The sequence below is a fragment of the Streptococcus sp. ACS2 genome (assembly GCF_000525585.1).
Classification (GTDB): Bacteria; Bacillota; Bacilli; order Lactobacillales; family Streptococcaceae; genus Streptococcus.
On sequence record NZ_JALT01000005.1, the window covers coordinates 1 to 23384 of the forward strand.

Sequence of the window (23384 nt, forward strand, 5' to 3'; positions counted from 1 at the left end):
CTAATCCAGAGTACACTGGACCAATCAGTGCTAACGGTACCCAAGAAGTTGGGCACGAAGGCGAGGCAGTGGTTCAACCAGCTAACCCAGAGTACACCGGTCCAATCAGTGCCAATGGTACCCAAGAAGTTGGCCATGAAGGCGAAGCAGCTGTTCAACCTGCAAATCCAGACTATACTGACAAACTGGAAGCCAAGGGTACTCAAGAAGTTGGCCATGAAGGCGAAGCAGCTGTTCAACCTGCTAATCCAGACTATACTGGTAAACTGGAAGCTAAGGGTACACAAGAATCCGGTCACGAAGGTGAGGCTCTGGTCCAACCCGAGAATCCTGTCCACACTCCAGTTGTTGGAAGTGTCACAGAGACTGAAACGCAAGCCATCGATTATCCTATCGAAGTTATCACTGATGATAGCAAGTATGTGGATGAAGAGGTTGTCGAGCAAGAAGGTCAAAAAGGTAGCCAAGAAATCCAGAAAATTTACCAAACCATTGATGGTGTCAAGGTTGGTGAGCCAACTATTGTATCAGGTAAGGTTATCGAGGTGCCACAACCTAGAAAGCTTCGTCGTGGCAGCAAGCCTCTAGATGGAACAACGACGGAAGAGTCTATTGTAGAGCTTCCATTTAAAGAGATTGTCCAAGAAGATGATAGTCTTGAAAAGGGCACTCTAAAGGTTGTTCAAGAAGGTCAAAAAGGTCAAAACAAAATCACCAAAGTCTATAAGACCTATAAAGGGAATAAGACGTCTGAGGCACCAACTGTCACTGAAACCGTGCTAGTTCCTGTTCAAGATCGTATCGTTCACAAAGGGACCAAGGTGTCTGAAAAACCAGTGCTTACGCTGACACAGATTGACAAGGATGATTTGGGTCGTAGTGCTAAACTTAGCTACAACTTGACGAATCCAGGTTCAGCAGCTATCACGACTATTAAAGCGGTCCTCAAGCAAAACGGACAGATTGTCCAAACGCTTGATATTCCTAGCACGACCTTGACTGCTGACCTAACAAACTTAGACTATTACAAGCCATATACCCTCGCAACAACCATGACCTATGATCGTGGCAATGGTGAGGAGAATCAGGTTTTGGCAGACCAAACTCTCCAACTGGATCTCAAGAAGGTTGAGCTTAAAGATTTTGCACGTACAGATTTGATTAAGTATGACAATCAAACAGAAGTGGATGAGACTCGTCTGGCAGCTGTACCTCAGGATCTCACGAATTACTACTTGAAGATGACTTCTGCGGATCAGAAGGCCACTTACTTGGCAGTAAAAGCCATCGAAGAAACAACGGTTGATGGCAAGGCAGTTTATAAGGTAACTGCAGCAGCGGACAATTTGGTTCAACGTGATGCCCAAAACCATTTTGCTCAAACCTATAGCTATTACATTGAGAAACCTCAGGCTAGCCAAGCCAATGTTTACTACGATTTTGCTGACTTGGTCAATGCCATTCAAGCAAATCCATCTGGTGAATTTAGACTGGGCCAAAGCATGAGTGCTCGTCACGTCATTCCAAACGGCAAGTCATACATTACTTCAGAATTTACTGGTAAGTTGCTAAGTGATGGTGACAAACGCTATGCCATCTATGATTTAGAGCATCCATTGTTTAATGTTATCAATGGCGGAACTATCAAGAACATCAACTTTGAAAATGTAGATATCAACCGCCCTGGTCAAAATCAAATCGCGACTCTTGGATTTAACCTTAAAAACAAAGGTCTGATTGAAGATGTTAAGGTGACTGGTTCGGTTACTGGTAACAATGATGTGGCTGGTATCGTCAATAAGATTGATGAAGATGGCAAGGTTGAAAATGTTGCCTTTATCGGTAAGATTGACTCTGTCGGTAATAACTCAACAGTTGGTGGGATTGCTGGTTCAAACTACATGGGATTCGTCAACAGAGCCTATGTGGATGCGACTATTACAGCTCAAAATGCCAATGCAAGTATGCTGGTGCCATTTGTCACTTACATGCTTAACAGTTGGAAGTCAGGAACTAAGGCCAAGGTGACCAATTCAGTAGCCAAGGGTGTTCTTGATGTCAAAAACACACGAAATGTCGGTGGTATTGTCGCTAAGACTTGGCCATACGGTGCTGTTCAAGATAACGTGACCTATGCCAAGGTTATTAAAGGTCAAGAAATCTTTGCTTCGAATGATGTCAATGATGAAGATGGTGGTCCTTATATCAAAGATCTCTTTGGTGTTGTCGGCTATAGCTCGGCCGAAGATGGCACTGGTAAAGATACTAAGAGTCCTAAAAAACTCAAACATTTGACTAAAGAAGAGGCTGACAAGCGTGTCGAAGGTTACAAGATTACAGCTGATACATTTGTCAGCGAGCCATACGCGTTGAATACTCTTAATAAGGCTTCTAGTCAAGCAGAGTTTGCCAATATTCAAGACTATAATCCAGAATACAAGCAGGCTTACAAGAATATTGAGAAATTCCAGCCATTCTATAACAAGGATTATATTGTCTACCAAGCCAACAAACTGGCTAAAGACCATAACTTGAATACCAAAGAGGTGCTCTCAGTGACACCAATGAATGACAGTAATTTTGTCACTGACCTAAGTGCTGCTAATAAAATTATTGTTCATTATGCTGATGGTACCAAAGACTACTTCAAGCTTTCAGAGAGTTCAGAAGGGTTGAGCAATGTTAAGGAATATACTGTCACTGATTTGGGTATCACGTACACCCCAAATATCGTTCAAAAAGACCACTCAAGCCTTATCAATGGCATCGTTGATATCCTGAAACCGATTGAGTTGCAGTCTGATCCGATTTACCAAAAACTTGGTCGTACAGGTCCAAATAAGGTCAATGCTATCAAGAACCTCTTCTTAGAAGAAAGCTTTGAGGCTGTTAAGGCTAATTTGACGATCCTTGTGACTAAGCTGGTTCAAAATGAAGACCACCAGCTTAACCAATCACCAGCTGCCCAACAAATGATTCTTGACAAGGTTGAGAAAAATAAAGCAGCCCTCTTGCTAGGTTTGACCTACTTGAATCGTTATTATGGTGTGAAGTTTGATGATGTTAACATCAAAGAAATCATGCTCTTCAAACCAGATTTCTATGGTAAAAATGTGGATGTCCTTGACCGTTTGATTGAGATTGGCTCTAAGGAAAATAATATCAGTGGTTCAAGAACCTACGATGCCTTTGGTGAAGTTCTGGCCAAGAGCACTCTTTCTAGTGACCTGACCGACTTCCTTAACTACAACCGAAAACTCTTTACCACTATCGACAATATGAATGATTGGTTCATCGATGCTGCTAAGGATAAGGTCTACGTTGTTGAGAAGGCTTCTCAAAATGAAGGTGTCGGTGAGCACAAGTATCGTGTTTATGACAACCTCAGCCGTGGTCTCCACCGCAAGATGATTTTGCCTTTGTTGAACCTTGATAAGACAGAGATGTTCTTGATTTCTACCTATGACACCATGTCTTATGGTACAGCTAACAAGTACAACACAACCCTAGAGAAGTTGAAACCTGAGATTGACCTAGCAGCTCAACGTCAAATCAACTACCTTGATTTCTGGCAAAGATTGGCTACAGATAATGTCAAAAACAAATTGTTCAAAGACATTGTCAATCCAATCTGGGAAGGTTTCTATGTCTGGGGTCATGGTTGGCCAGGTTGGCCAGAGCGCTACGGCCAATTCAAGAACAGTACGGAAGTCTATGCGCCGATCCGTGAAATCTATGGACCAGTTGGTGAGTACTACGGTGATAACGGAGCCATGGCTGGTGCCTATGCTGCCATCTACGACAATCCATATGATAATCGTGCCAAGGTTACTTACGTCATGTCTAACATGATTAGCGAGTACGGTGCTTCAGCCTTTACCCATGAAACAACTCATATCAATGACCGTATTGCCTACTTTGGAGGTTTTGGTCGTCGTGAAGGAACAGACGTTGAAGCTTATGCCCAAGGAATGTTGCAATCACCAGCGACTCAGGGTCACCAAGGTGAATACGGTGCCTTGGGACTTAACATGGCCTTTGAAAGAGAAAACGATGGTAATCAGTGGTACAACACCAATCCAAACAAGTTGAACTCTCGTGAGGCCATTGACCGTTACATGAAGGGCTACAACGATACCCTTATGCTTCTTGATTCACTTGAAGGGGAAGCGGTCCTCAGTCAAGGAAATCAAGAGCTCAATAACGCATGGTTCAAGAAGGTCGATAAACAGCTACGAGGCAATAGTAAGAACCAATACGACAAGGTGCGTGCTCTAAGTGATAGCGAAAAGGCTATTAGCTTGACTTCTATTGATGACCTTGTGGATAATAACTTCATGACCAATCGTGGACCTGGCAATGGTGTTTATAAACCTGAGGACTTCTCTTCTGCCTATGTCAATGTGCCTATGATGTCTGCCATTTATGGTGGTAATACCAGCGAGGGCTCTCCAGGTGCCATGTCCTTCAAGCACAATACCTTTAGACTCTGGGGTTACTACGGCTATGAAAAAGGCTTCTTAGGTTATGCGACCAACAAGTACAAACAAGAAGCAAAAGCGGCTGGTAAGAACACCCTTGGTGATGACTTTATCATTAACAAGATTTCTGATGGTCAGTTCAACTCCCTAGAAGACTTCAAGAAGGCCTACTTCAAAGAAGTCAAAGAAAAAGCGTCTCATGGTTTGACGACAGTTACTGTTGACGGTACATCAGTAAGCTCTTACGATGATTTGTTAGCCTTGTTTAAAGCGGCAGTAGCCAAAGACGCTGCAAGTCTTAAAACAGATAATAATGGCAATAAATCTGTGTCAACAAGCCATACGACAAAACTCAAAGAAGCTGTCTATAAGAAACTCCTACAAGAGACAGATAGTTTCACAAGTTCTATTTTCAAATAATAGATGAAGGAATCCCTTTTGGTAACTACCAAAGGGATTTTTGAGTCTGTCGAGAATGCGGGTAGTAGGAGCCTCTAGGTCAGTATTGGCAAGGGATTGAGAGAGATGTGGGTTGAGCCATTAAAACGTTTTCTTTTTGAAGGGAGAGAGTTTTGTATTTTAATAAATATCACCAAAACTAAAAAATAAGGTTAGAGTGACGAAGGTTTTTAATAAAAGATGCTTTCATATAAAAGTATTTTAAAAATTATAAAACTGACAAAATAGGGATTTGTGCTAAATAAAAGCACGAACGTTTTGAAGTTTCAAAGCACTTAGATAAAAGTTTTAAATTAATATTCTCTAATAAAAGTTAAACTTTTACACAATTATTAGTATATATTTGACAATTTAATAATTATAGTATAAAATGGAAACTGTATATAAAGTAATTTGGATATTGAGGAAATTTATTATTATGAGAGATATGTTTAATAAACGCCAACGTTTTTCATTAAGAAAATACAGCTTTGGTGTAGCCTCTGTACTTTTGGGAGTTTCAATCTTCTCAAATGCACAGGGTGCCCAAGCTGATGAAACGGTAGCACCAACTACCGCAGGTATGGAAACAACTGCTGAGCCAGATGTCGTCGTGGAGCAATCAACGCCAACAACATCAGTAGCTCCAGCAACAACAGAAAACGCACCAAGTTCAGTCTCTACTGTGGCCTTGGCTAGTGAACAACCACAATCAGCAGCTCAAAGCCAAGCAGCTTCAACAACTAGTCAAACAGCAGCTAGTTCAGAAGTAGCTTCTCAGGCTGCATCGCAAGCGAGCTCTGAGTCTGCAACAGCGACTGCTTCATCTGTAGCTACAAGTGCTCAAGCTCTTAGCTCAACAGCTGTAGCAGAAACTCCTGTTGCTGGTCAAGTATCAGCACAAACAAGTGCGGCTACTTCAGTTGCGACTGCAGCAGAAACTGCCAGTGCAGAGTCTACAACTAACGCTGTAAATAGTGTCCTTAAAGTAGCGACTAGCGAGTTAGCTGTGACAAGCAGTGAATTGAATGCTGCTGAAGCAAGCCTTAACTCTGAAAACCTCATCAATGCTATGGGACTTGCGGTATCAAACCGTAGCCTTCGTACAGCTGATGCGGTTGCTGTTTTGACAAATGCTGGAGCAGGCTCAACAAACCCTGACTTGACAAACCTTGGCTACAAACTTGCCTATTTGCCAGAGCGTCAACAATACTTTGTTAATATTGATTACATCAACCACCTCAAAGTCGGTCGTGATAACCGAGGAGTAATGAGACCTTATGACTACGTTACAAACGGTAATTACATGGTTGTTGTTAACTACGCTAACCTTGGTATTATTGACTATGTCGATGAAGCAGGAAACAAGATTCCTGGATCTTCAACATACCGTATCAATAACTCAACTGAAACAATCACAGCAAACGGTAAGACTTACAATAAAATCTACGATGCTGGTGTAACAGAACTTCCACCAGTACCAGCAGGATACCGCATCAAGTATGCATCTGCTGACAAATCTAAAGCTAATGCTTACGTAGATGTCTTGAAGTCAGAACGTCAATACGACTATAACAACGGTATTGCAACTATCCGTTCAGAACGTACTTGGGACCGTAACCAAAGCCGTGTCGTTGACCTTGTTCAATTTGCCAACGGTTCGCAAGGATTGGACGCTTCAATTGATGCCAATGGTGGTGGTCAATACCTAGCTCCAGGTTACCGTTACCACATTATCGTGGAAAAAGACACTAAAGATGTTACTAAAGCAACAAGTCAAACAGTGACATACACTGGTGCTGATACGAAGACACCAGCTGCCAACACTCAAAATGACTTTAGCTTCAACGGTAAAGAAGATCCTACAACTAATACAACAACTTGGACTGAAACGACTCACACTTATGGAACAGTTAAGACTCCAGTTGTTATTGGTTACTACGCCGATAAAGCTGTAGCAGGTGGTAAGACAGTTACTCCGGATGCACCAAATGCAACAGACACAGTGACATACAAAGCCTTTGGTAAATTTATCGCTGTGGATGAAAATGGAAATCCAATTCCAGGTGTATCAACAACTGCCTACACGAACGATCCTAATGATGCAACTAAGATGATTGCCATCGACAAGACGCTTCCAAGCATTCCTGGCTACACTGTTAAAGTTATCCCTGCATCACCATCAAATCCAGGTGAAGATACTCGTGTCGTTTACGTAGCAATCGTTAACGATGTTACTAAGGCGACGAAACAAACTGTTACCTTCCAAGGGGCTGGCGATAATACACCAGCTGCAGATGTGAAATCTGACTATACCTTTGCAGGTAAGGATAACCAAGCGACTGGTAAGGTGACTTGGAATGAAACTAGCCACACTTACGGTACAGTTAAGGTTCCTGTTGTGAATGGCTACTTTGCCGATAAAGCCGTAGCAGGTGGTAAGACAGTTACTCCAGATGCTCCAGAAGCAACTGATACAGTAACTTACAAGGCCTTTGGTAAATTCGTCATTGTCGATGAAAATGGTAACCCAATTGCAGGTGTATCTGACACTGCCTACATCAATGATCCTAACGATCCAACTAAGATGATTGCAGTTGATAAGAACTTGCCAACTATCCCAGGTTACACTGCTAAGGTAGTACCTGCAACACCAGGTGACTTGTCTAGCGATACTAAGGTTGTTTACGTTAAGAATGACCAAAAAGCAAGTGTTGTATACCGTGATGAAACAAGTGGTTCAACCCTTGAAACTGTTGCCTTGGCTGGTAAGTCTGGCGAAGCAGTTAACTATTCAACAGCTGAACGTATCAAACATTATCAAGACCTTGGCTATGTCCTTGTAACAGATGGTTACCCAGCTGGTGCAACATTCGACTTGGATAGCACAGTTGACCAAGCTTGGACAGTAAGCTTCAAACGTGTAGCACTTGACTTTAATCCAGACAATGCTCACGAACCTGGAACGCCAATCTATCCTAACCAACCAAACGGACCAAAATGGCCAGCTAAGGATGCTTACCTTAAAGATGTGACATACACTGTTCACTATGCAAGCAAGGACAGCAATGCTAAATTGCCAGCAGACAGTGTTCAAAAGGCACAATGGAAACGTTCATTGACGCTTGACTCTGTAACAGGTGACATTCTTACAGCAGGTGAATGGAAAGCAGATAAGACTAAGTTTGACCTCGTAATCACCCCGTTGGTTAACGGTTATTTCGCTGATAAAGGTCGTGTGGCTTCTCAAGATGTCACTATGGACAGCAAGGTTGAGACTGTAACTTACAATAAATTTGGTAAGATTATTGCCGTTGACGAAAAAGGTAATCCAATCCCAGGTGTTGAAGCCGTTACTTACACAAATGATCCTAACGATCCAACTAAGGCTGCTATGACCCTTGTTCCTGAAGTGAAAGGTTACAAGGCTGATAAGACAGGTGTGACACCAAGCAACCCAGGTGAAGATACAAAGGTTGTTTACAAGGTGGTTAATGCAGAACCTGCTAAACCAGCAGTTAACAAAGAAGTTGGTACTATCGTCGTTATCTACCGTGACGAGTATGGTAACCAAATCAAGATGCCACTTGTTATCACTAACTCTGTTGGTGCTGAAGTTGACGTTCATGGTGATCGCTACATCTACCGTAACGGTGTGAAATATGAATTGATCCGTCAAGAAGGTAAATCTACAGACAAGATGACAGAAGGTCAAACAGTCGTAACTTACATCTACCGTAAAGTCGAAGATGGCTCAACACCATCAAACGGTAACGGTGGTCAATCTGGAAGCTCAACTTCTAAAGCTGTCAAAGCAACTTCAAACGGTTCTAAAGGATCTAAAGGATCTGGATCTGGATCAGCTACTGATGGTGCTTCAGATGGTAGAGGTTCAGATAAGAAGAAATCTGGAAACAAAGATGGTAAGAAGGCAGATGGCTCTGATAAAGCTAAAGAAGGCGATGAACAATTGCCAGTAACAGGCGAGTCAGATAACAGCCTTGCAGCAATGGGTGTTGTTGTCATGGGACTCATGTCAGGACTTGCGGCTATGAATCGTCGTAAAAACCAAGACTAAGATTTCCACACCTTATCTCTCATAAAATCCAAAAATAAAATCTCTCTCGAGTGTGATTGCTCGGGAGAGATTTTTTGGTCTGCGGATAAAAATTACGGAATCTCCCAAGGTTTGTGAATCTTTTAAGCAGTATTTAGCTTGATAAGGTACAATAGAGTAAGACAAAACGAATGAGGAGACTGTCATGAAGTTTTTACATACGTCAGATTGGCATGTGGGGCGAACCCTCAATGGCTGGTCTTTGTTGGAGGAGCAGGAGTGGGCCTTTCAACAGATTGTGGATTTGGCTATTAGCGAAAAAGTGGATGGGGTTATCATTGCGGGAGACCTCTATGACCGTGCGGTGCCGCCTGTGGATGCGATTAAGCTATTTAATAAGACCTTGGCCCGCTTGGTGTTGGAGGAGCAGATTCCTGTCTATGCTATCAGTGGCAACCACGATGGTGCTGAACGTTTACATTTTGGACGAGACTTTTTTCAACATCAGGGTCTTCATTTAAGCACACGTTTGGAGGAGGCTTTTGAGCCTATTGAGTTGGAGGCTTGCCAGATTTTCCTGCTTCCCTTTATCGATCCTATTGATGCCCGTATTTATTATAAGGACGATGAAAATAAGGAAGTTCAGGGGATTGGTGATGCCTTGGCCTATATTCTCGAGGATATGGAAAAAGCTTTTGATCCTGACAAGGCCCATATTTTGGTGACGCATTTTGCAGTTTCTAAGAAGGATGATAGCGATGGTCAAAGTCTACGGGAATTGATGTTGTCTGAAACCAGCAATACGGTAGGTGGTCTTACCAATGTGACCAGTGACCTTTTCAAGGCTTTCGATTATGTGGCCTTAGGGCATATCCATACGCGTTTTGCCAGTCCGAGCCAGCGCGTGCAATATTCAGGCAGTCCAGTCGCCTTTAATGTTAAAGAAGCCAAACGTAAGGAAGAAAAGGGTGTTTATATTCTTGAATTGGATGCGACTGGTAACTTGTCTCAGACCTTCCATTCTTTAGAGGTCAGACGGCCGATTTTGACCTTGCAGGCGCCTTTTGAAACCTTGATGTCACCTGAATTTTATAAGGAACAGCCTTGTCAAAAGGCTTGGTTTGCCTTTGATATTCAACTGTCCAGTCGTAAGGAATTAGAGGGTATCAATGTGCGTGCCCGTCTGGAAGAAATTTATGGGACAGATATTGTAGAAATCACTTTCAGTCGTCTGGGTGATGTCAGGGAAGAAAACGTGACTGTTGATCAGCACTTAAAAGATTTGGAAATGCAGTCGCCACAGGAAATTGTTTCTGATTTTTACCAAACAGTGACTGGGGGCGATGTCTTGTCTGAGAGACAGACTGCCCTTGTGGAAAGTATTTTTGAGGAGATTGAGAGGAGTCGACAATGAGACCAGTTCAGTTAGAATTGACCAATTTTGGACCTTATCGTAAGGAAGTCATCAATTTCACCCAGTTTGACCATGCTCCCCTCTTTTTGATTGGTGGTGACACAGGGGCTGGTAAGAGTACTCTCTTTGACGCTATGACAGTGGCTTTATTTGCGACGACCAGTGGTGATCGTAATGTTGAGGAGATGCGGTCGACCTTTGCTGGTCCAGAGGATGATTTGACCAAGGTGACTTTTTACTTCCAACAAGGCAAGCATCTTTATCGCATTGAGCGTGTGCTCCAGCAGGAGAGAGCCAAGCGGGGTGGCGGTACGACCATTCAAAAAGCGACAGCTTCTCTAGTCATTGTGGATAAGATTGGTGGTCAGGAAATTGAAAAGCTTGGGGATAAAATCAAGGAAGTTAGTGACCAGATTGAGCATATTTTGGGTCTCAATGCCGAGCAGTTCAAACAGATTATCCTCCTTCCGCAAAATGATTTCAGCCGTTTCTTGAAAGAAGATTCCAAGACCAAGACTCAAATTTTGAAGAAAATCTTTGGAACAGGTATTTTTGACCGTTTTCAAAAGAGCTTGGAAGAGCGTCTTCGTCAGAGTAACAAGGATATGGAGAAGCGCCAGACTCAGCTAGATGGCCATTTTGCTAGTCAGGTTTGGTCTGAGGAAGAATTGGCTGTCTTAGCCCAAACCCCAGCTTCTGAAAAATTGGCACGTCTTGAAGACCTTTTGGCGCAACGTCAAGAAAACCTTGAAGAGCAAAAAAGCATTTTGAAGAATGCCCATGAGGACTTGGCTAAGCTGCAGAAGAGCTTGCAAATTGCTCAAGATGTGGCCAAAATTTTCCAAGAATTGGAGCAAGCCAAGGAGCGTTACCGTCTAGAAATTGAGGAAGGGGCTCAGGGACAAGCAGAGGCGAAATCGCATCTGGAGGAATTGCAGTTCGCCCAAGGGTTGCAGGAAACCATCAGCAGCTTGAAGCAGTATCAGAAGCAGTTGTTGCAATTAGAACAGGACTTTGAGATTGCTCAGGAGAAATTAAAGGCTAAGGAGCAGGCTTTTGAGGAAGTCAAGGCTCAAAAAGAGACGCTTGCAACTCAATCTGAGGGTTTTCTTCAAAAAGAAGGGAAACTGGGTGCGTGGAAAGAGGCTATTATCTATGCCCAGAGTCTTGTCCAAGAGCAGGAGAAAATCAAACAGTCGAGTGCTAACTACAAGAGGTTAGAAGAAACCTATCAGCAGGCTTCGAAAGAGATTGAGCTCCTTTCCCAGTCCTTGTCAGATTTGGAGGCTAATCGTCTTAGTTTAGAGAGTTTACATGAGGCTGAAAAACTCCTCCAGTCTGTGAGCTACAGTGTGGATAAGCAACTGGCTCAGGATCTTAAAGAAATAGAGGGCTTGAATCAGGAGTTGGCAAAGACCGAAAAGCGTCATCAAACCTTATCTTTAGATATTGACCAAGTTCAAGAAATCCTCAAAAAATTGGAAGAGCAGTTAAGAACGACCTTAGCGTCTCGTCGTCAACTCATGATTGCCCAGTTGCAGGCAGAATTAGAGGATGGACAGCCCTGTATGGTCTGTGGTTCCTTGGAACATCCTAAGGTCGATGGGACACAGGCTGATGAAGCGGCCTTGAAGGATCTCATGGACCAGGTGGAGGAACTTCAAGCTCAAAAAGAAAAGCAAGTCGCTACCTTGTCAAATCGCCAGGCTACCTTGAGTGAAGTTGAGACTAAGCGCCAAGATATGCTTGACCAAGTGGCTAAAGTTAAGTTAACTCTTGAAAAACACTATCAAGAACTCGAAGAGCAAGTTAAGGGACAGTTTGATTTTGATTTTTCAGAGGACTATGGAGCTGACCGTGGACAAGCCTTGTTGAGTGCTGTTGAGAAGCATTATCAAGAACTCCAAAAACGCTATGAGAAGGAAGAGGCAGACCGTGTCCATTATCAAAATGAGTTAGGACGAGCTCAGGAAAAAGCGACAGATTTGGCTAAGAGCTATCAAGAGGCCAAGGCAGCTCTCGACCAAGCTAAGGAGCGCTTAAAAGATTTGCAGGTAGCTCATCCAGAACTGGAGTCTGTAGAGGTTTATCAAGAACGGATTTCCCTTGCGAAGCAGGAGTTGGACCTCTACAATAAGCAGATTAAGGAAAATAGTGAAGCCTACAACCAACTTCATGCCGACATTCAAGGCATCAAGGGGCAACTTGAGAGCTTGACCAAGTCTAAAGAAAAGACCAGCCAAGAAACGAAGCATCTATTGGCTGAATTAAATCAAAGTCTTAAGGCTGAAGGGGCGCTCACCAATGACCTAGAACAAATCCAGCTTTGGCTGCTTGAAGTGAACAAGCAAGCTATTCCTAAGCTTCAGGCTCAATTGACAAGTTACCAAACCCTTAAACAAGAATTGCAGACCCAGATTAGTAAGGGCAAAGAGCTTCTCCAAAATCATGAAAAACCAGATTTGGCCGCTTTAACACAAGAGGTTCAAACCAGTCAGGAAAGCTATGATAAGCAACTGGCTCAGGTGTCTGTCATGGAGAAGGGACTTAAGGATGCGACGGCTACCTACCAAGCCGCCAAAACCCTTCAAGACAGTAATCAAGAGGCTTTTAAAGCTCACCAAGAACTCAGTGATTTGGTTAAGGTAGTCAAGGGAGAAAATACTGCTCTGACTGGACGTCTCAATCTTGAGGTCTATGTTATCCGTCAGTATTTCCAACAAATCTTGGACTATGCCAATGCCAACTACATCGGATTATTAACGGATAACCGCTATTCCTTTGTCTTGAGCGAGGAAGGTCGAAGGGCGCGTGATCACTTTGGCTTGGATATCAACGTCTATGATCAGTTGACAGGTAGTGAACGCTCCGTTAAATCATTGTCTGGTGGTGAAACCTTTATCGCTGCACTGGCCATTGCCCTATCCCTCTCAGAAGTTGTGCAAAATACCAGCAAGGGTGCCGTTGTTGAAGCCCTCTTCATCGACGAAGGTTTCGGTTCGCTAGATAAGGAAGCCCTCACCAAGGCTATCACGGTCCTAGAACAAATTGGTGAAAACCGAATGGTCGGAGTCATCAGCCACGTGGACGACATGAAAGAAGGCATCGCTCAACAACTAGCCATCATCAAGTCACACGATGGTAGTAGCCGTATTAAGATTGTGGATAAAGGGTAAGAGAAGTCAAGGGGTTAAGAACTCTCGTCAAAACGTTTTAATTATTCTAAGAGATAGTTTCTCATCGGAGCTATCTCTTTTTCTATCCACTTATTTCAATCTTCCTAACTATCAGTTTTTTTGAAAATAAAAGGAAATTTATTTGAAAAAAATCCCTCATAAAAAAGTTAATCTATTAGAAAATTAAGTGATACTGTGTTATAATTTAATATGGTTAAGTCTCGATAAAATCAAGGAAAAAGTGTATAGAATGTGTTTACAATCTTTAATCTTGTGACCGTAAAATGCTTGTCAGATTCTTAGACTGTTCCTTGCTATCATATGAAAGTTTGAGACAGGAAAATAAAAAATGTATTAGCTAGAAAAAATAAGAAATAAAAAAATGACAGAAAAAATTTCCGTAATTATTCCCGTTTACAATGTAGAAAATCAACTCCAGACCTGTTTAGACAGTGTTTTGGGGCAGACCTATCAAAATCTTGAAATTATTCTCATCAATTATGGCTCAATAGATAATAGTGATGCCATTTGCCGTAGTTATGCTGCTAGGGATTCTCGTATCCTCTATTTTAAAAAGGATAATGGAGGGCTTTCAGATGCTCGCCATATTGGTATTCGTCAGGCTAAGGGAGCTTACGTCACCTATGTGGATGCTGAGGATTGGGTAGAGCCAACCTATCTAGAGGAGCTTTATAAGGCGCTTCAGGCCCACAAGGCGGATATCGCAGTGGCCAATTACAGTGTCTATAAGGAATCGGAAGATCTCTTTTATTTTTATATCAAGGATGAAGATTATTATGAGCAGGTTTATTCACCGGCTCAGATTATTGATGGTCTCTTTGAAGAAACCAATAACATTAACATCGCTCTGATTTCTGCGACAGGCAAACTCTACAAACGTTCTTTGTTTAATGACTTGCTTTTTCCAAAAGAGCATGCAGGGGAGGATGGCTTTTTCAACCTTAAAGCCTATCTCATGAGTGAGCGTACGGTTTATCTCAACAAGGGACTTTATGTATATCGTGAGAGTCCAGAGATGCCGTCAGCGACTTGGATGCAAGACTGGATGATGACCTTGGTTTATGCCATGGAAGAACGCTTGGCTATTGTTGCTAGTCATGGTTTCCCTCTGGAAAAATACATGGTCACCTACCGTCAGATGCTAGAGGCTTGCTTGAAAAATGTGGAGGAGCAAGGTCTCACGGATTCTGATGCCTACCGCTCCATTCAGGAGAAATTCCAGGTCTTGAGTTTAGCTCCTCAACGTTATGAGACTAAAAAGCGTGCTATTGTTCTTGCGGCTAACTATACTTATGTTGACCAGGTGCTTACGACCATCAAATCCATCGTTTTCCATCATCGCAACATTCGTTTTTACTTGATTAACGATGATTTCTCTCAAGAGTGGTTTAGAGGACTAAACCGTCATCTGGCTGCCTTTGGTAGTGAAGTGATTAACTGTCGTGTGGATAGTAGTCATATCAAGCAATACAAGACTAATAGCAACTATGCAAGCTATCTTCGCTATTTTGTGGCGGACTTTGTGTCTGAGGAACGGGCCCTTTATTTGGATAGTGACATGGTGGTTACAGGTTCTCTAGAGGACCTCTTTACCCTTGATTTGCAAGGTCGACCTTTGGCTGCCGTACGTGACTATGCCGTTCAAGTTCAGGATAGTCAGGCGATGTTTGATGTAGGATTCATGGTGATTGATACGGCTTATTGGAAGCAGTACAACATGAGGCGTCACTTTATTGACATGACTAGTGAATGGCATGATAAGGTACCATTTGCAGAGCAGTCCATTCTAAACATGGTCTTCCGTAACAACTGGTTGCCCTTGTCTTTTGACAACAACTATGCGGTTACCAAGTCTAGTTTAGCTGGTTTCCATCTGCCAAATGGTCAAGACTATCCTAAGGTTGTGCATTATGCCTCACACCGTAAGCCTTGGTTACCATTGGCTTGCCAAGCTTATCGCGAGGTCTGGTGGTTCTATGCTCAAATGGATTGGTCAGAGGTTGCTGAAAATACCGCTTTATTGCCACTTTCAGAGGACATGATTTATCCTAAGGGCCGTCCATTTACTTGTTTGGTTTACACCAACATTTCAGAAATTCCTCATTTGACGGACCTTATCTCGGCTCTTCCTAAGGTACAGTTTAAAATTGCCTCTCGACAGCATGTGACAGATAAACTAGCCCAATTGATTACCTATCCAAATGTGACGGTTTACTCAGCCATTGCGGGCTTAAATGGGCTAGATTTGGAATTGTTGCGTACCAGTGACTTGCTTCTAGATATCAATCCAGGAAGAAAAGTAGTGGAAATTCTTGATGCCTTTAGGTTTGAAAACAAACCGATTTTAGGGTTCGAGGACCTTAAGTCAACCAAGCATAACCAACAAACCTACTCAAGAGATCGTTGGAAAGAGATGGCTGAGACCATTCGCCAAATGCGTAAGAAGAGCCTGTAATCCTTTGCTTGGATAAGTAGGCTGAAATGGCGTCTCTGTCTCGTTTCAATCGAAATAACATCAGCCTGTCTATGGGCAGGAAATAGGAGTAATAGTGAAAAAAATTAGTCAATCGATAATCACCAAACGTGTCTTATGGACCCTCTTTTTCCTCTTTATTTATTGTTTGGGAAATCAATTGGTTCTACCGTTTGTGGATTTGAAAAATGCAAATATCTTTGGGGGAGCCATAGGTTCCTTGGCTTTCTCTAGTGCCATGATGGGTGGAAACCTCAGGTCCATGTCTCTATTTTCAGTGGGTTTGTCGCCCTGGATGTCGGCCATGATTCTCTGGCAGATGTTTTCTTTCTCTAAGAAAATGGGCTTGAAAAATCTTCCCATTGAAATTCAGGACCGTAGACGCATGTATTTGGCCCTAGGGATTGCCATTGTTCAATCTTTGGCAGTATCCTTGAATTTACCTATCGTTTCAGGGGTTAATGCTAGTCTCGCTATTTTCATGAATACCATTTTATTAATTGCCGGGACCTTCTTCTTGGTTTGGCTATCAGACCTCAACTCTCTCTTTGGGATTGGAGGCTCCATTGTTATCTTGATGGCAAGTATGATGGCCAATCTGCCCTATCAAATCATGGATAGTATTGAAAAGTTAGGTATCGGTTGGGATGTCTTGCTTCCTCTGATTCTATTCAGTTTGGTCTTCCTCTATATTTCAGGGGTTGTGCAGAGGGCGAGATACCGTATCTCAATTAATAAAATCAATATTCATAACCGCTTTAAACAGTATTCTTACTTGGATATTATGTTGAATCCAGCCGGAGGGATGCCTTTCATGTATGCCATGTCGCTGGTTAGTATTCCGCAGTACGTTTTTATGCTGATTCAATTTATCCATCCTGAAAGCAAGTGGACCAGTGGTGCCATCAAGGCTTTGACAGTCGGTCAACCTCTTTGGTTGGTTGTTTATCTGATCATGCTCTTCGTTTTAGGGTTAGCCTTTGCCTTCGTTAATGTCTCTGGTGAGCAAATCTCTGAGCGAATGCGCAAGTCAGGTGAGTATATCTACGGTGTTTATCCAGGCCAAGAAACTAGTGCCTATATCAACCATTTGGTGCTTAGACTTGGTTTTATCGGTGCCCTTTATATGCTCTTTATGGCAGGTGCTCCAATGCTGATTATCTTGGTCAATCCAGATTACCTACAACTGAGTATGATTCCTGGGACATTCTTGATTTTTAGCGGTATGATTTACAATGTTAACGAGGAAATGAAAGCCTTGAAGCTTAACACTTCCTACACCCCACTTTTTGAAAATGTATAAACTCTCACCCCTCGTGGGGTTGAGAGGCAGGCTGGTGATGAGTGATCGGTCTGCCCCTCAATCTCAAGTATTGTGATGAAAAGACAATGAAGGAGAACTCATGTATTATTTTATTCCAGCTTGGTATGGACAGACGGATGAATTTTGGAAGACGGTCATTGATCCTTGGTACCGTATCCGCCAAAAAATTGAATTTGATGACAGCTTGCACCAAGTTCGTATCTTTCAGGATGAGGACTTAGCCCCTCAGCTTTTGCTTTTGGCCTACCAACCACATTTGCGTTATTTCTTGCATCGTCATGATGTTTTGGAAGTTGGCTATACAGCTATTTTTGACTTGATTCAGGGTATCACTGATGAAGATATGAAAAATCTTCAGGTGACAGATTTGGAATGGCCAGAAGGGGCTACCTTTGTTCACACACCATTTGCTATCGTGGTGCAATGCCAACACAAGCGTTATGCCGAGATTGAGTTCGGTTCAGAAGGCTTTATTGGCATGATTCGCTACTATAAGGATGAGCAAATCATTCGCGAAGACATCTACGATGACCGCGGTTTCATCTCAAGTAGTCTTTATTATGAAGGTGGACAACCAAGCTATCGAAACTACCTTAATGCCAAGGGAGTCTGGCAACTCTGTCATTTCTTTGATGGTCGTGGGATTGTAGCCAATCCTCGTACGGAAGGTCGTTTTAATAAGAGTTACTACGGTGACCTTTCAGAAGTTATCTGGGAATTTTTGACTAAATTCTTGGACGAAAAGGTAGAAGCAGAGGACCGTTTTGTTATTGCCTCAGATTTACGCCATAACAAGCACCTCTTTGAACATTTGCCAGCAGACAACACTAAGATTTTGACTTGGTTCGCAGAACGTAATCAGGACGATAGTATTGACACCTATGAAGTCTTTCTGCCGAAAGTGGACTTGTTGATTGCTGACCGTTACGATTACTTGGAGCAGCTTCAGGTTGCCTATCCAGAAGAGGCTAAGAAACTCAAACACATGGCTTCCTTCGATACCCGTTTGGCTTTGGGAACCAGTCAACGTGTCAAAGAGTCTAAAATCTTTTATCAGGTTGACTTCGATCAGTTGGATTTAGAGGCTATTTATCAGGTCCTGGCTTTCGTGGCTAAGTATCCAAAGACACAGGTTGAGTTTGGAGCATTTAATGCCAATCCAGAGCAACTTGGTAGCCTGCAACATCAAGTGGAGAAAATGATTGAAGAACGTTTGAGTCCAGAAGTCTTTGAAGAAGTTGTGGAAAGTAGTGGTGCAGAAAATAAATTGGAAGAAAATAATGAAATCGTCAGCCGATTTTCTTTCCAAGACCTGCGTGACGAGACTGCCCTTATCAAGGCCCTTCAGTTTACACGACTTATTGTCGACTTAAGCAAGGAACCTAATCGTTATACACAGATTGCTGGAATCAGTGCTGGTATTCCACAAATTAACCGTGTGGCGTCTGAGTATGTGACCCACCAAGAGAATGGTTATATCTTGAAGCACTTGTCCGATTTTGAAAAAGGGGCTTACTACTATTTGGGACAGTTGAACAACTGGAACCGTTCCCTTATCTACTCTATTGAGAAAATTAAGGAAAATACAGGAGACCGTTTGGTGCAAAAATGGGAAAATTGGTTGAAGGAGGAGCAGAATGACCAAGGATAATCGTCTGAAGATACTACAAGTTGGATCATCCAACTGGTCAGAAAATCAGGAAATTCCTGAAAATATGAAATGGTATTATTGCAATCTTGGTCAGCTTGAGACCTTACAAGAAACCATCGAAGAAGACGAAATCAAGACTTTCACAGCTGTTATAGTGGACAGTCTTGCCGGTCTTGAGGAATTGATGGCAATTAAAGAGCATTTGATTCCCCATGCTATTTTCTTTGATCAAACGATTAAAGTGTCGGATGAGATACTTGCTCAGTTCATCAAGGAAATGTGTGCTGTGCCGACTGATTTTTCAAATCAAGGACAGTTGCTCTTTACCCTTTCAAAAGCACTCTTTTCAGGTCAATACGGGGATAAGATGTCTCCTTTCACTACCCAGGTTAACCCAAATTTTACTGGTGACGTGACCTACCACGGTCATGAAAATGTCATTTTAAAAGGTGATTATGGTCAAGATTTTAGTCCTGTCTTGGACTGGACCTATAATGTCAGAGCCAGCAAGGAAAATCCTATCGAGCTTTGGTTGGAATTTGAAAAAGAGGAGACTTGCGAGTGTCGTTTGATTCTCAATCTTTTGCCAGAGGGTTCGGTCGCAGGTATTTTTAAGACCTATATCGTTTCAGAAGAAGAAATGCGCAAGGGGGCCATTGTCCTTGATGAGGACATGACCTTCCTCTTGGCTGCTAGTCTTGAAATGAAGGGCAAAGGTCAGATTACAATTGGTGGTCTCCACCAACGTTTGACCCGTTTCCAATTCGGTAAATTTGTACTTGGTGGTGGTATTCTCCACGACAGCAAGCGTCAGGAAATCAACTATTTCTTTTATCCTGGGGATTTCAAGCCACCTTTGTCTGTTTACTTCTCAGGTTTCCGTCCTGCCGAAGGTTTCGAAGGTTTCGGAATGATGAAAGGGATGGGAACACCATTCTTGCTCTTTTCAGACCCTCGTCTCCAAGGGGGAGCCTTCTACATGGGAACTGAAGAGCTTGAAAATAGTATCAAGGACACCATCCAACATTACTTGGACTATCTAGGTTTTGACAATAGTCAACTCATTCTCTCTGGAATGTCCATGGGAACCTTTCCATCTATGTACTATGGTGCGGACTTTGAACCTCATGCCATCATCATGTCTAAACCCCTAGCCAATGTTGGTACTATCGGAAATCGTGCCAGACTCTTGGCACCAGAGGTCTTTCCAACAGGAATTGATGTCTTGCATTTGCAGACAGGACGCTTGGATAATGAGGGTGTTGAGGCTCTTAATCAGAAGTTCTGGAATAAGTTTGAAAAAGCAGATTTTTCAAACACGACCTTTGGTCTTTCTTACATGAAAGACGAGGATATGGATCCGACAGCCTATGAGGATATTACCAAGTCCCTCTATTATTCAGGGGCTAAGATTCTCAGTAAGGGAACGTCAGGTCGACACAACGATGATTCATATACGGCGACAACTTGGTTTGTCAATTTTTACCGTATGATTTTAGAAAATGATTTTGGAAGGAAGGAGTAAGAATGTTCAGAAACAAGAAATCAGAAATCTTGTGGGGCTTAAACCACAAAGCTTACATGTATGGCTCAAAAATTGTTAAGCGCCAAGATGGTTCTGTGCAATTTTACAATCCTTTGGTGCCATCAGGAACGGAAATCCAGTCTTGGATGGCCATCCAAAACTATCAAGCTGCTCGTACCCAGCCTGCCCTCCCACTTTTGAAAAAAGGGCATAGCTATGACTTGACGGCTAATCTCGAAGCTGTACCAACAGGCTCAGTATTTTTGAAAGTCAGCTTTTTGGACCGTTATGACAATGAAATTAAGCAGCTGATTGAAAAAAGTACCCACATGACCTTTGTTTATCCTCATGATGCCTATACCTATCGTATTTCTCTCTTGAGTGCTGGGGTCAAAGAGCTGGATTTCTACAGCTTAAAACTGGAAGAAACAGGAGAAGAACATGTTTAAACAACTGAATCCTATTCTCCCTGTTAAGGAGATACTCAAGGAAATCAACGGCCTAGCCGATGAAATGGCTGGTCTGAGCAACCTTGAGTTGAAAAATAAAACGCAGGAATTTAAGGAGCGTTTAGCCCAAGGAGAAAGCTTGGACGACCTCCTGCCAGAAGCTTTTGCGGTTGTTCGTGAAGCAGATAAGCGCGTGCTAGGCATGTTTCCTTATGATGTTCAGGTCATGGGGGGCATTGTCATGCACCAGGGCCATATCGCTGAGATGAATACCGGTGAGGGTAAGACTTTGACAGCAACCATGCCAGTCTACCTTAATGCCTTGTCAGGTGAAGGGGCTATCCTCGTTACGACCAATGAATACTTGGCTATCCGTGACGCCGAAGAAATGGGTCAGGTCTATGAGTTCCTAGGTTTGACGATTGGTGTGCCTTGTGTGGAAGGCAGTAATGAGATGGAACCAGCTGAAAAGCGTGCCATCTATCAATCAGATATCGTTTACACGACTAATTCCAGTCTAGGTTTTGACTATTTGATTGATAACCTTGCTTCTAACCAAGGCGGGAAATACATGCGTCCTTTTAACTATGCTATCGTCGATGAGGTAGACTCTGTCCTTCTTGATAGTGCCCAGACTCCCTTGATTATTTCTGGTGCGCCCCGTGTTCAGTCCAACTACTATGGAATGATGGATACGCTTATGACCACCTTGGTCGAGGGTGAAGACTACATTTTCAAAGAGGAAAAAGGTGAAGTTTGGTTGACCACTAAGGGTGCAAAGGCTGCTGAAAACTACCTCGGTATCGGCAACCTTTACGATGAGGAAAATAGTACCTTTGCCCGTCATTTGCTCTTCTCACTTCGTGCCCACTTGCTCTATAAAAAGGACAAGGACTACATCATTCGTGATGGTAAGAAAGGGCCTGAAGTGGTCCTTCTTGATAAATCGACAGGTCGTCTCTTGGAATTGACTAAGCTCCAAGGTGGACTCCACCAAGCCATCGAAGCCAAGGAATTAGTGGCCTTGTCACAAGAAACCAGAGCCATGGCTTCTATCACCTATCAAAGTCTCTTTAAAAAATTCAAGAAAATTTCAGGGATGACTGGTACTGGTAAGGTTGCGGAAAAAGAATTTCTCGATACCTATGGTATGAAGGTCATTCAAATTCCAACCAACCGTAAGAAACAACGTATCGACTATCCAGATAAAATTTATGCGACTCTGCCAGAGAAGGTCTTTGCTTCTTTAGAGTATGTTAAGCATTATCATGAAAAAGGCAATCCTATCTTGATTTTCGTTGGTTCGGTGGAAATGTCAGAGCTTTATTCTTCTTTACTTTTGCGTGAGGGGATTGCTCATAACCTCCTAAATGCCAACAATGCACCTCGAGAGGCTGAGATGATTGCTGAGTCAGGACAAATGGGTGCCGTGACAGTTGCGACTTCAATGGCAGGACGTGGAACAGATATCAAGCTCGGCAAGGGCGTAGCTGAACTGGGTGGATTGGTCGTAATCGGTACGGAACGTATGGAAAGTCAACGTATTGACTTGCAAATTCGTGGCCGTTCTGGACGTCAGGGAGACCCTGGTATGTCTAAATTCTTCGTCTCACTTGAAGACGATGTGATTAAGAAATACGGTCCATCATGGGTTCACCGTACCTACAAAGAATATGCCATTAATGATCACATTGAGCCTAAGGAACTGACCGGTCGCAAGTATCGTAAATTGGTTGAAAAAGCCCAAGAAGCTAGTGAGAGTTCTGGTCGTACCTCACGTCGTCAAACGCTTGAATTTGCAGAAAGTATGAACATCCAACGTGAGATGATTTATGCTCAACGTGACCGTCTCATCTACCACAATCAAGGTTTGGACACTGTTATTGACGAGGTTCTTGACGATTTCATCGACCAAGCTATGGCTGAGGAAGATTTCTCAAAAGCGGAAAATCTTTACCATTTCATCTTGCGTAATATCAGCTTCCGCATCAATGAAATTCCTAATGATTTAGACCTCAACAATCGTGAGCAAGTCTTGGAACTCATCTACCAGTTTGCCTATCGTGAACTTGATGCTAAGAAGCAGGAGTTGAAGACTAAGGAACTTAACGAGTATTTCCAACGCCTATCCATGCTTAAGGCTGTGGATGACAACTGGGTAGAGCAGGTAGACTATCTGCAACAACTCCAAATGGCTATCGGTAGCCAGCAACTCAGTCAAAAGAACCCTATTGTCGAATATTACCAAGAGGCATACAAGGGCTTTGAAGCCATGAAACGTCAAATCAGAAAGGATATGGTTCGTAATCTTCTCCTTAGTCAGGTGCAAGTCACTAAAAAAGGAGATATCATCAGCCATTTCCCATAAAATAAGG

Annotated in this window: 10 protein-coding genes; all 10 read left to right on the forward strand. The window is 42.8% G+C overall.

Annotation, left to right across the window (positions count from 1 at the left end; all coding sequences use genetic code 11):
• The coding region (locus tag HMPREF1517_RS00055) for a ZmpA/ZmpB/ZmpC family metallo-endopeptidase (RefSeq protein ID WP_037598838.1) at positions 1-4901 on the forward strand (4901 nt) is incomplete at its 5' end.
• Between the two features lie 457 nt (positions 4902-5358).
• On the forward strand, positions 5359-8997 hold the full coding sequence (locus HMPREF1517_RS00060; RefSeq protein WP_037598839.1) for a YSIRK signal domain/LPXTG anchor domain surface protein: 3639 nt from the start codon (positions 5359-5361) through the stop codon (positions 8995-8997).
• Between the two features lie 184 nt (positions 8998-9181).
• Entirely contained in the window at positions 9182-10390 is a 1209-nt protein-coding gene (locus tag HMPREF1517_RS00065; protein ID WP_037598840.1) for an exonuclease SbcCD subunit D, read from the forward strand.
• On the forward strand, positions 10387-13566 hold the full coding sequence (locus HMPREF1517_RS00070) for an AAA family ATPase (protein ID WP_037598841.1): 3180 nt from the start codon (positions 10387-10389) through the stop codon (positions 13564-13566). Before HMPREF1517_RS00065 ends, HMPREF1517_RS00070 begins: the two co-directional genes overlap by 4 nt.
• A gap of 382 nt (positions 13567-13948) precedes the next feature.
• On the forward strand, positions 13949-16042 hold the full coding sequence (locus HMPREF1517_RS00075; RefSeq protein ID WP_037598842.1) for a glycosyltransferase: 2094 nt from the start codon (positions 13949-13951) through the stop codon (positions 16040-16042).
• 94 nt (positions 16043-16136) lie between these two features.
• Positions 16137-17363 (forward strand): accessory Sec system protein translocase subunit SecY2, encoded by a 1227-nt coding sequence (gene secY2, locus HMPREF1517_RS00080; RefSeq protein ID WP_002891376.1) that lies wholly within the window; start codon positions 16137-16139, stop codon positions 17361-17363.
• 100 nt (positions 17364-17463) lie between these two features.
• Entirely contained in the window at positions 17464-19035 is a 1572-nt protein-coding gene (asp1, locus tag HMPREF1517_RS00085) for an accessory Sec system protein Asp1 (RefSeq protein WP_037598843.1), read from the forward strand.
• Positions 19022-20560: an accessory Sec system protein Asp2 gene (asp2, locus tag HMPREF1517_RS00090; RefSeq protein ID WP_037598845.1), complete on the forward strand. Its 1539-nt coding sequence runs from the start codon at positions 19022-19024 to the stop codon at positions 20558-20560. Before asp1 ends, asp2 begins: the two co-directional genes overlap by 14 nt.
• 2 nt (positions 20561-20562) lie before the next feature.
• Positions 20563-21009: an accessory Sec system protein Asp3 gene (asp3, locus tag HMPREF1517_RS00095; protein ID WP_037598847.1), complete on the forward strand. Its 447-nt coding sequence runs from the start codon at positions 20563-20565 to the stop codon at positions 21007-21009.
• On the forward strand, positions 21002-23377 hold the full coding sequence (gene secA2 / locus HMPREF1517_RS00100; protein ID WP_037598848.1) for an accessory Sec system translocase SecA2: 2376 nt from the start codon (positions 21002-21004) through the stop codon (positions 23375-23377). Before asp3 ends, secA2 begins: the two co-directional genes overlap by 8 nt.
• The last annotated feature ends 7 nt before the right edge of the window (positions 23378-23384 follow it).

What these genes read in the sequence shown, in the direction of transcription:
- HMPREF1517_RS00060 (WP_037598839.1), top strand. Translation starts at nt 5,359, where the DNA reads ATGAGAGATATGTTTAATAAACGCCAACGTTTTTCATTAAGAAAATAC.
- asp1 (WP_037598843.1), top strand. Translation starts at nt 17,464, where the DNA reads ATGTATTATTTTATTCCAGCTTGGTATGGACAGACGGATGAATTTTGG.
- HMPREF1517_RS00070 (WP_037598841.1), top strand. Translation starts at nt 10,387, where the DNA reads ATGAGACCAGTTCAGTTAGAATTGACCAATTTTGGACCTTATCGTAAG.
- HMPREF1517_RS00075 (WP_037598842.1), top strand. Translation starts at nt 13,949, where the DNA reads ATGACAGAAAAAATTTCCGTAATTATTCCCGTTTACAATGTAGAAAAT.
- asp3 (WP_037598847.1), top strand. Translation starts at nt 20,563, where the DNA reads ATGTTCAGAAACAAGAAATCAGAAATCTTGTGGGGCTTAAACCACAAA.
- asp2 (WP_037598845.1), top strand. Translation starts at nt 19,022, where the DNA reads ATGACCAAGGATAATCGTCTGAAGATACTACAAGTTGGATCATCCAAC.
- secA2 (WP_037598848.1), top strand. Translation starts at nt 21,002, where the DNA reads ATGTTTAAACAACTGAATCCTATTCTCCCTGTTAAGGAGATACTCAAG.
- HMPREF1517_RS00065 (WP_037598840.1), top strand. Translation starts at nt 9,182, where the DNA reads ATGAAGTTTTTACATACGTCAGATTGGCATGTGGGGCGAACCCTCAAT.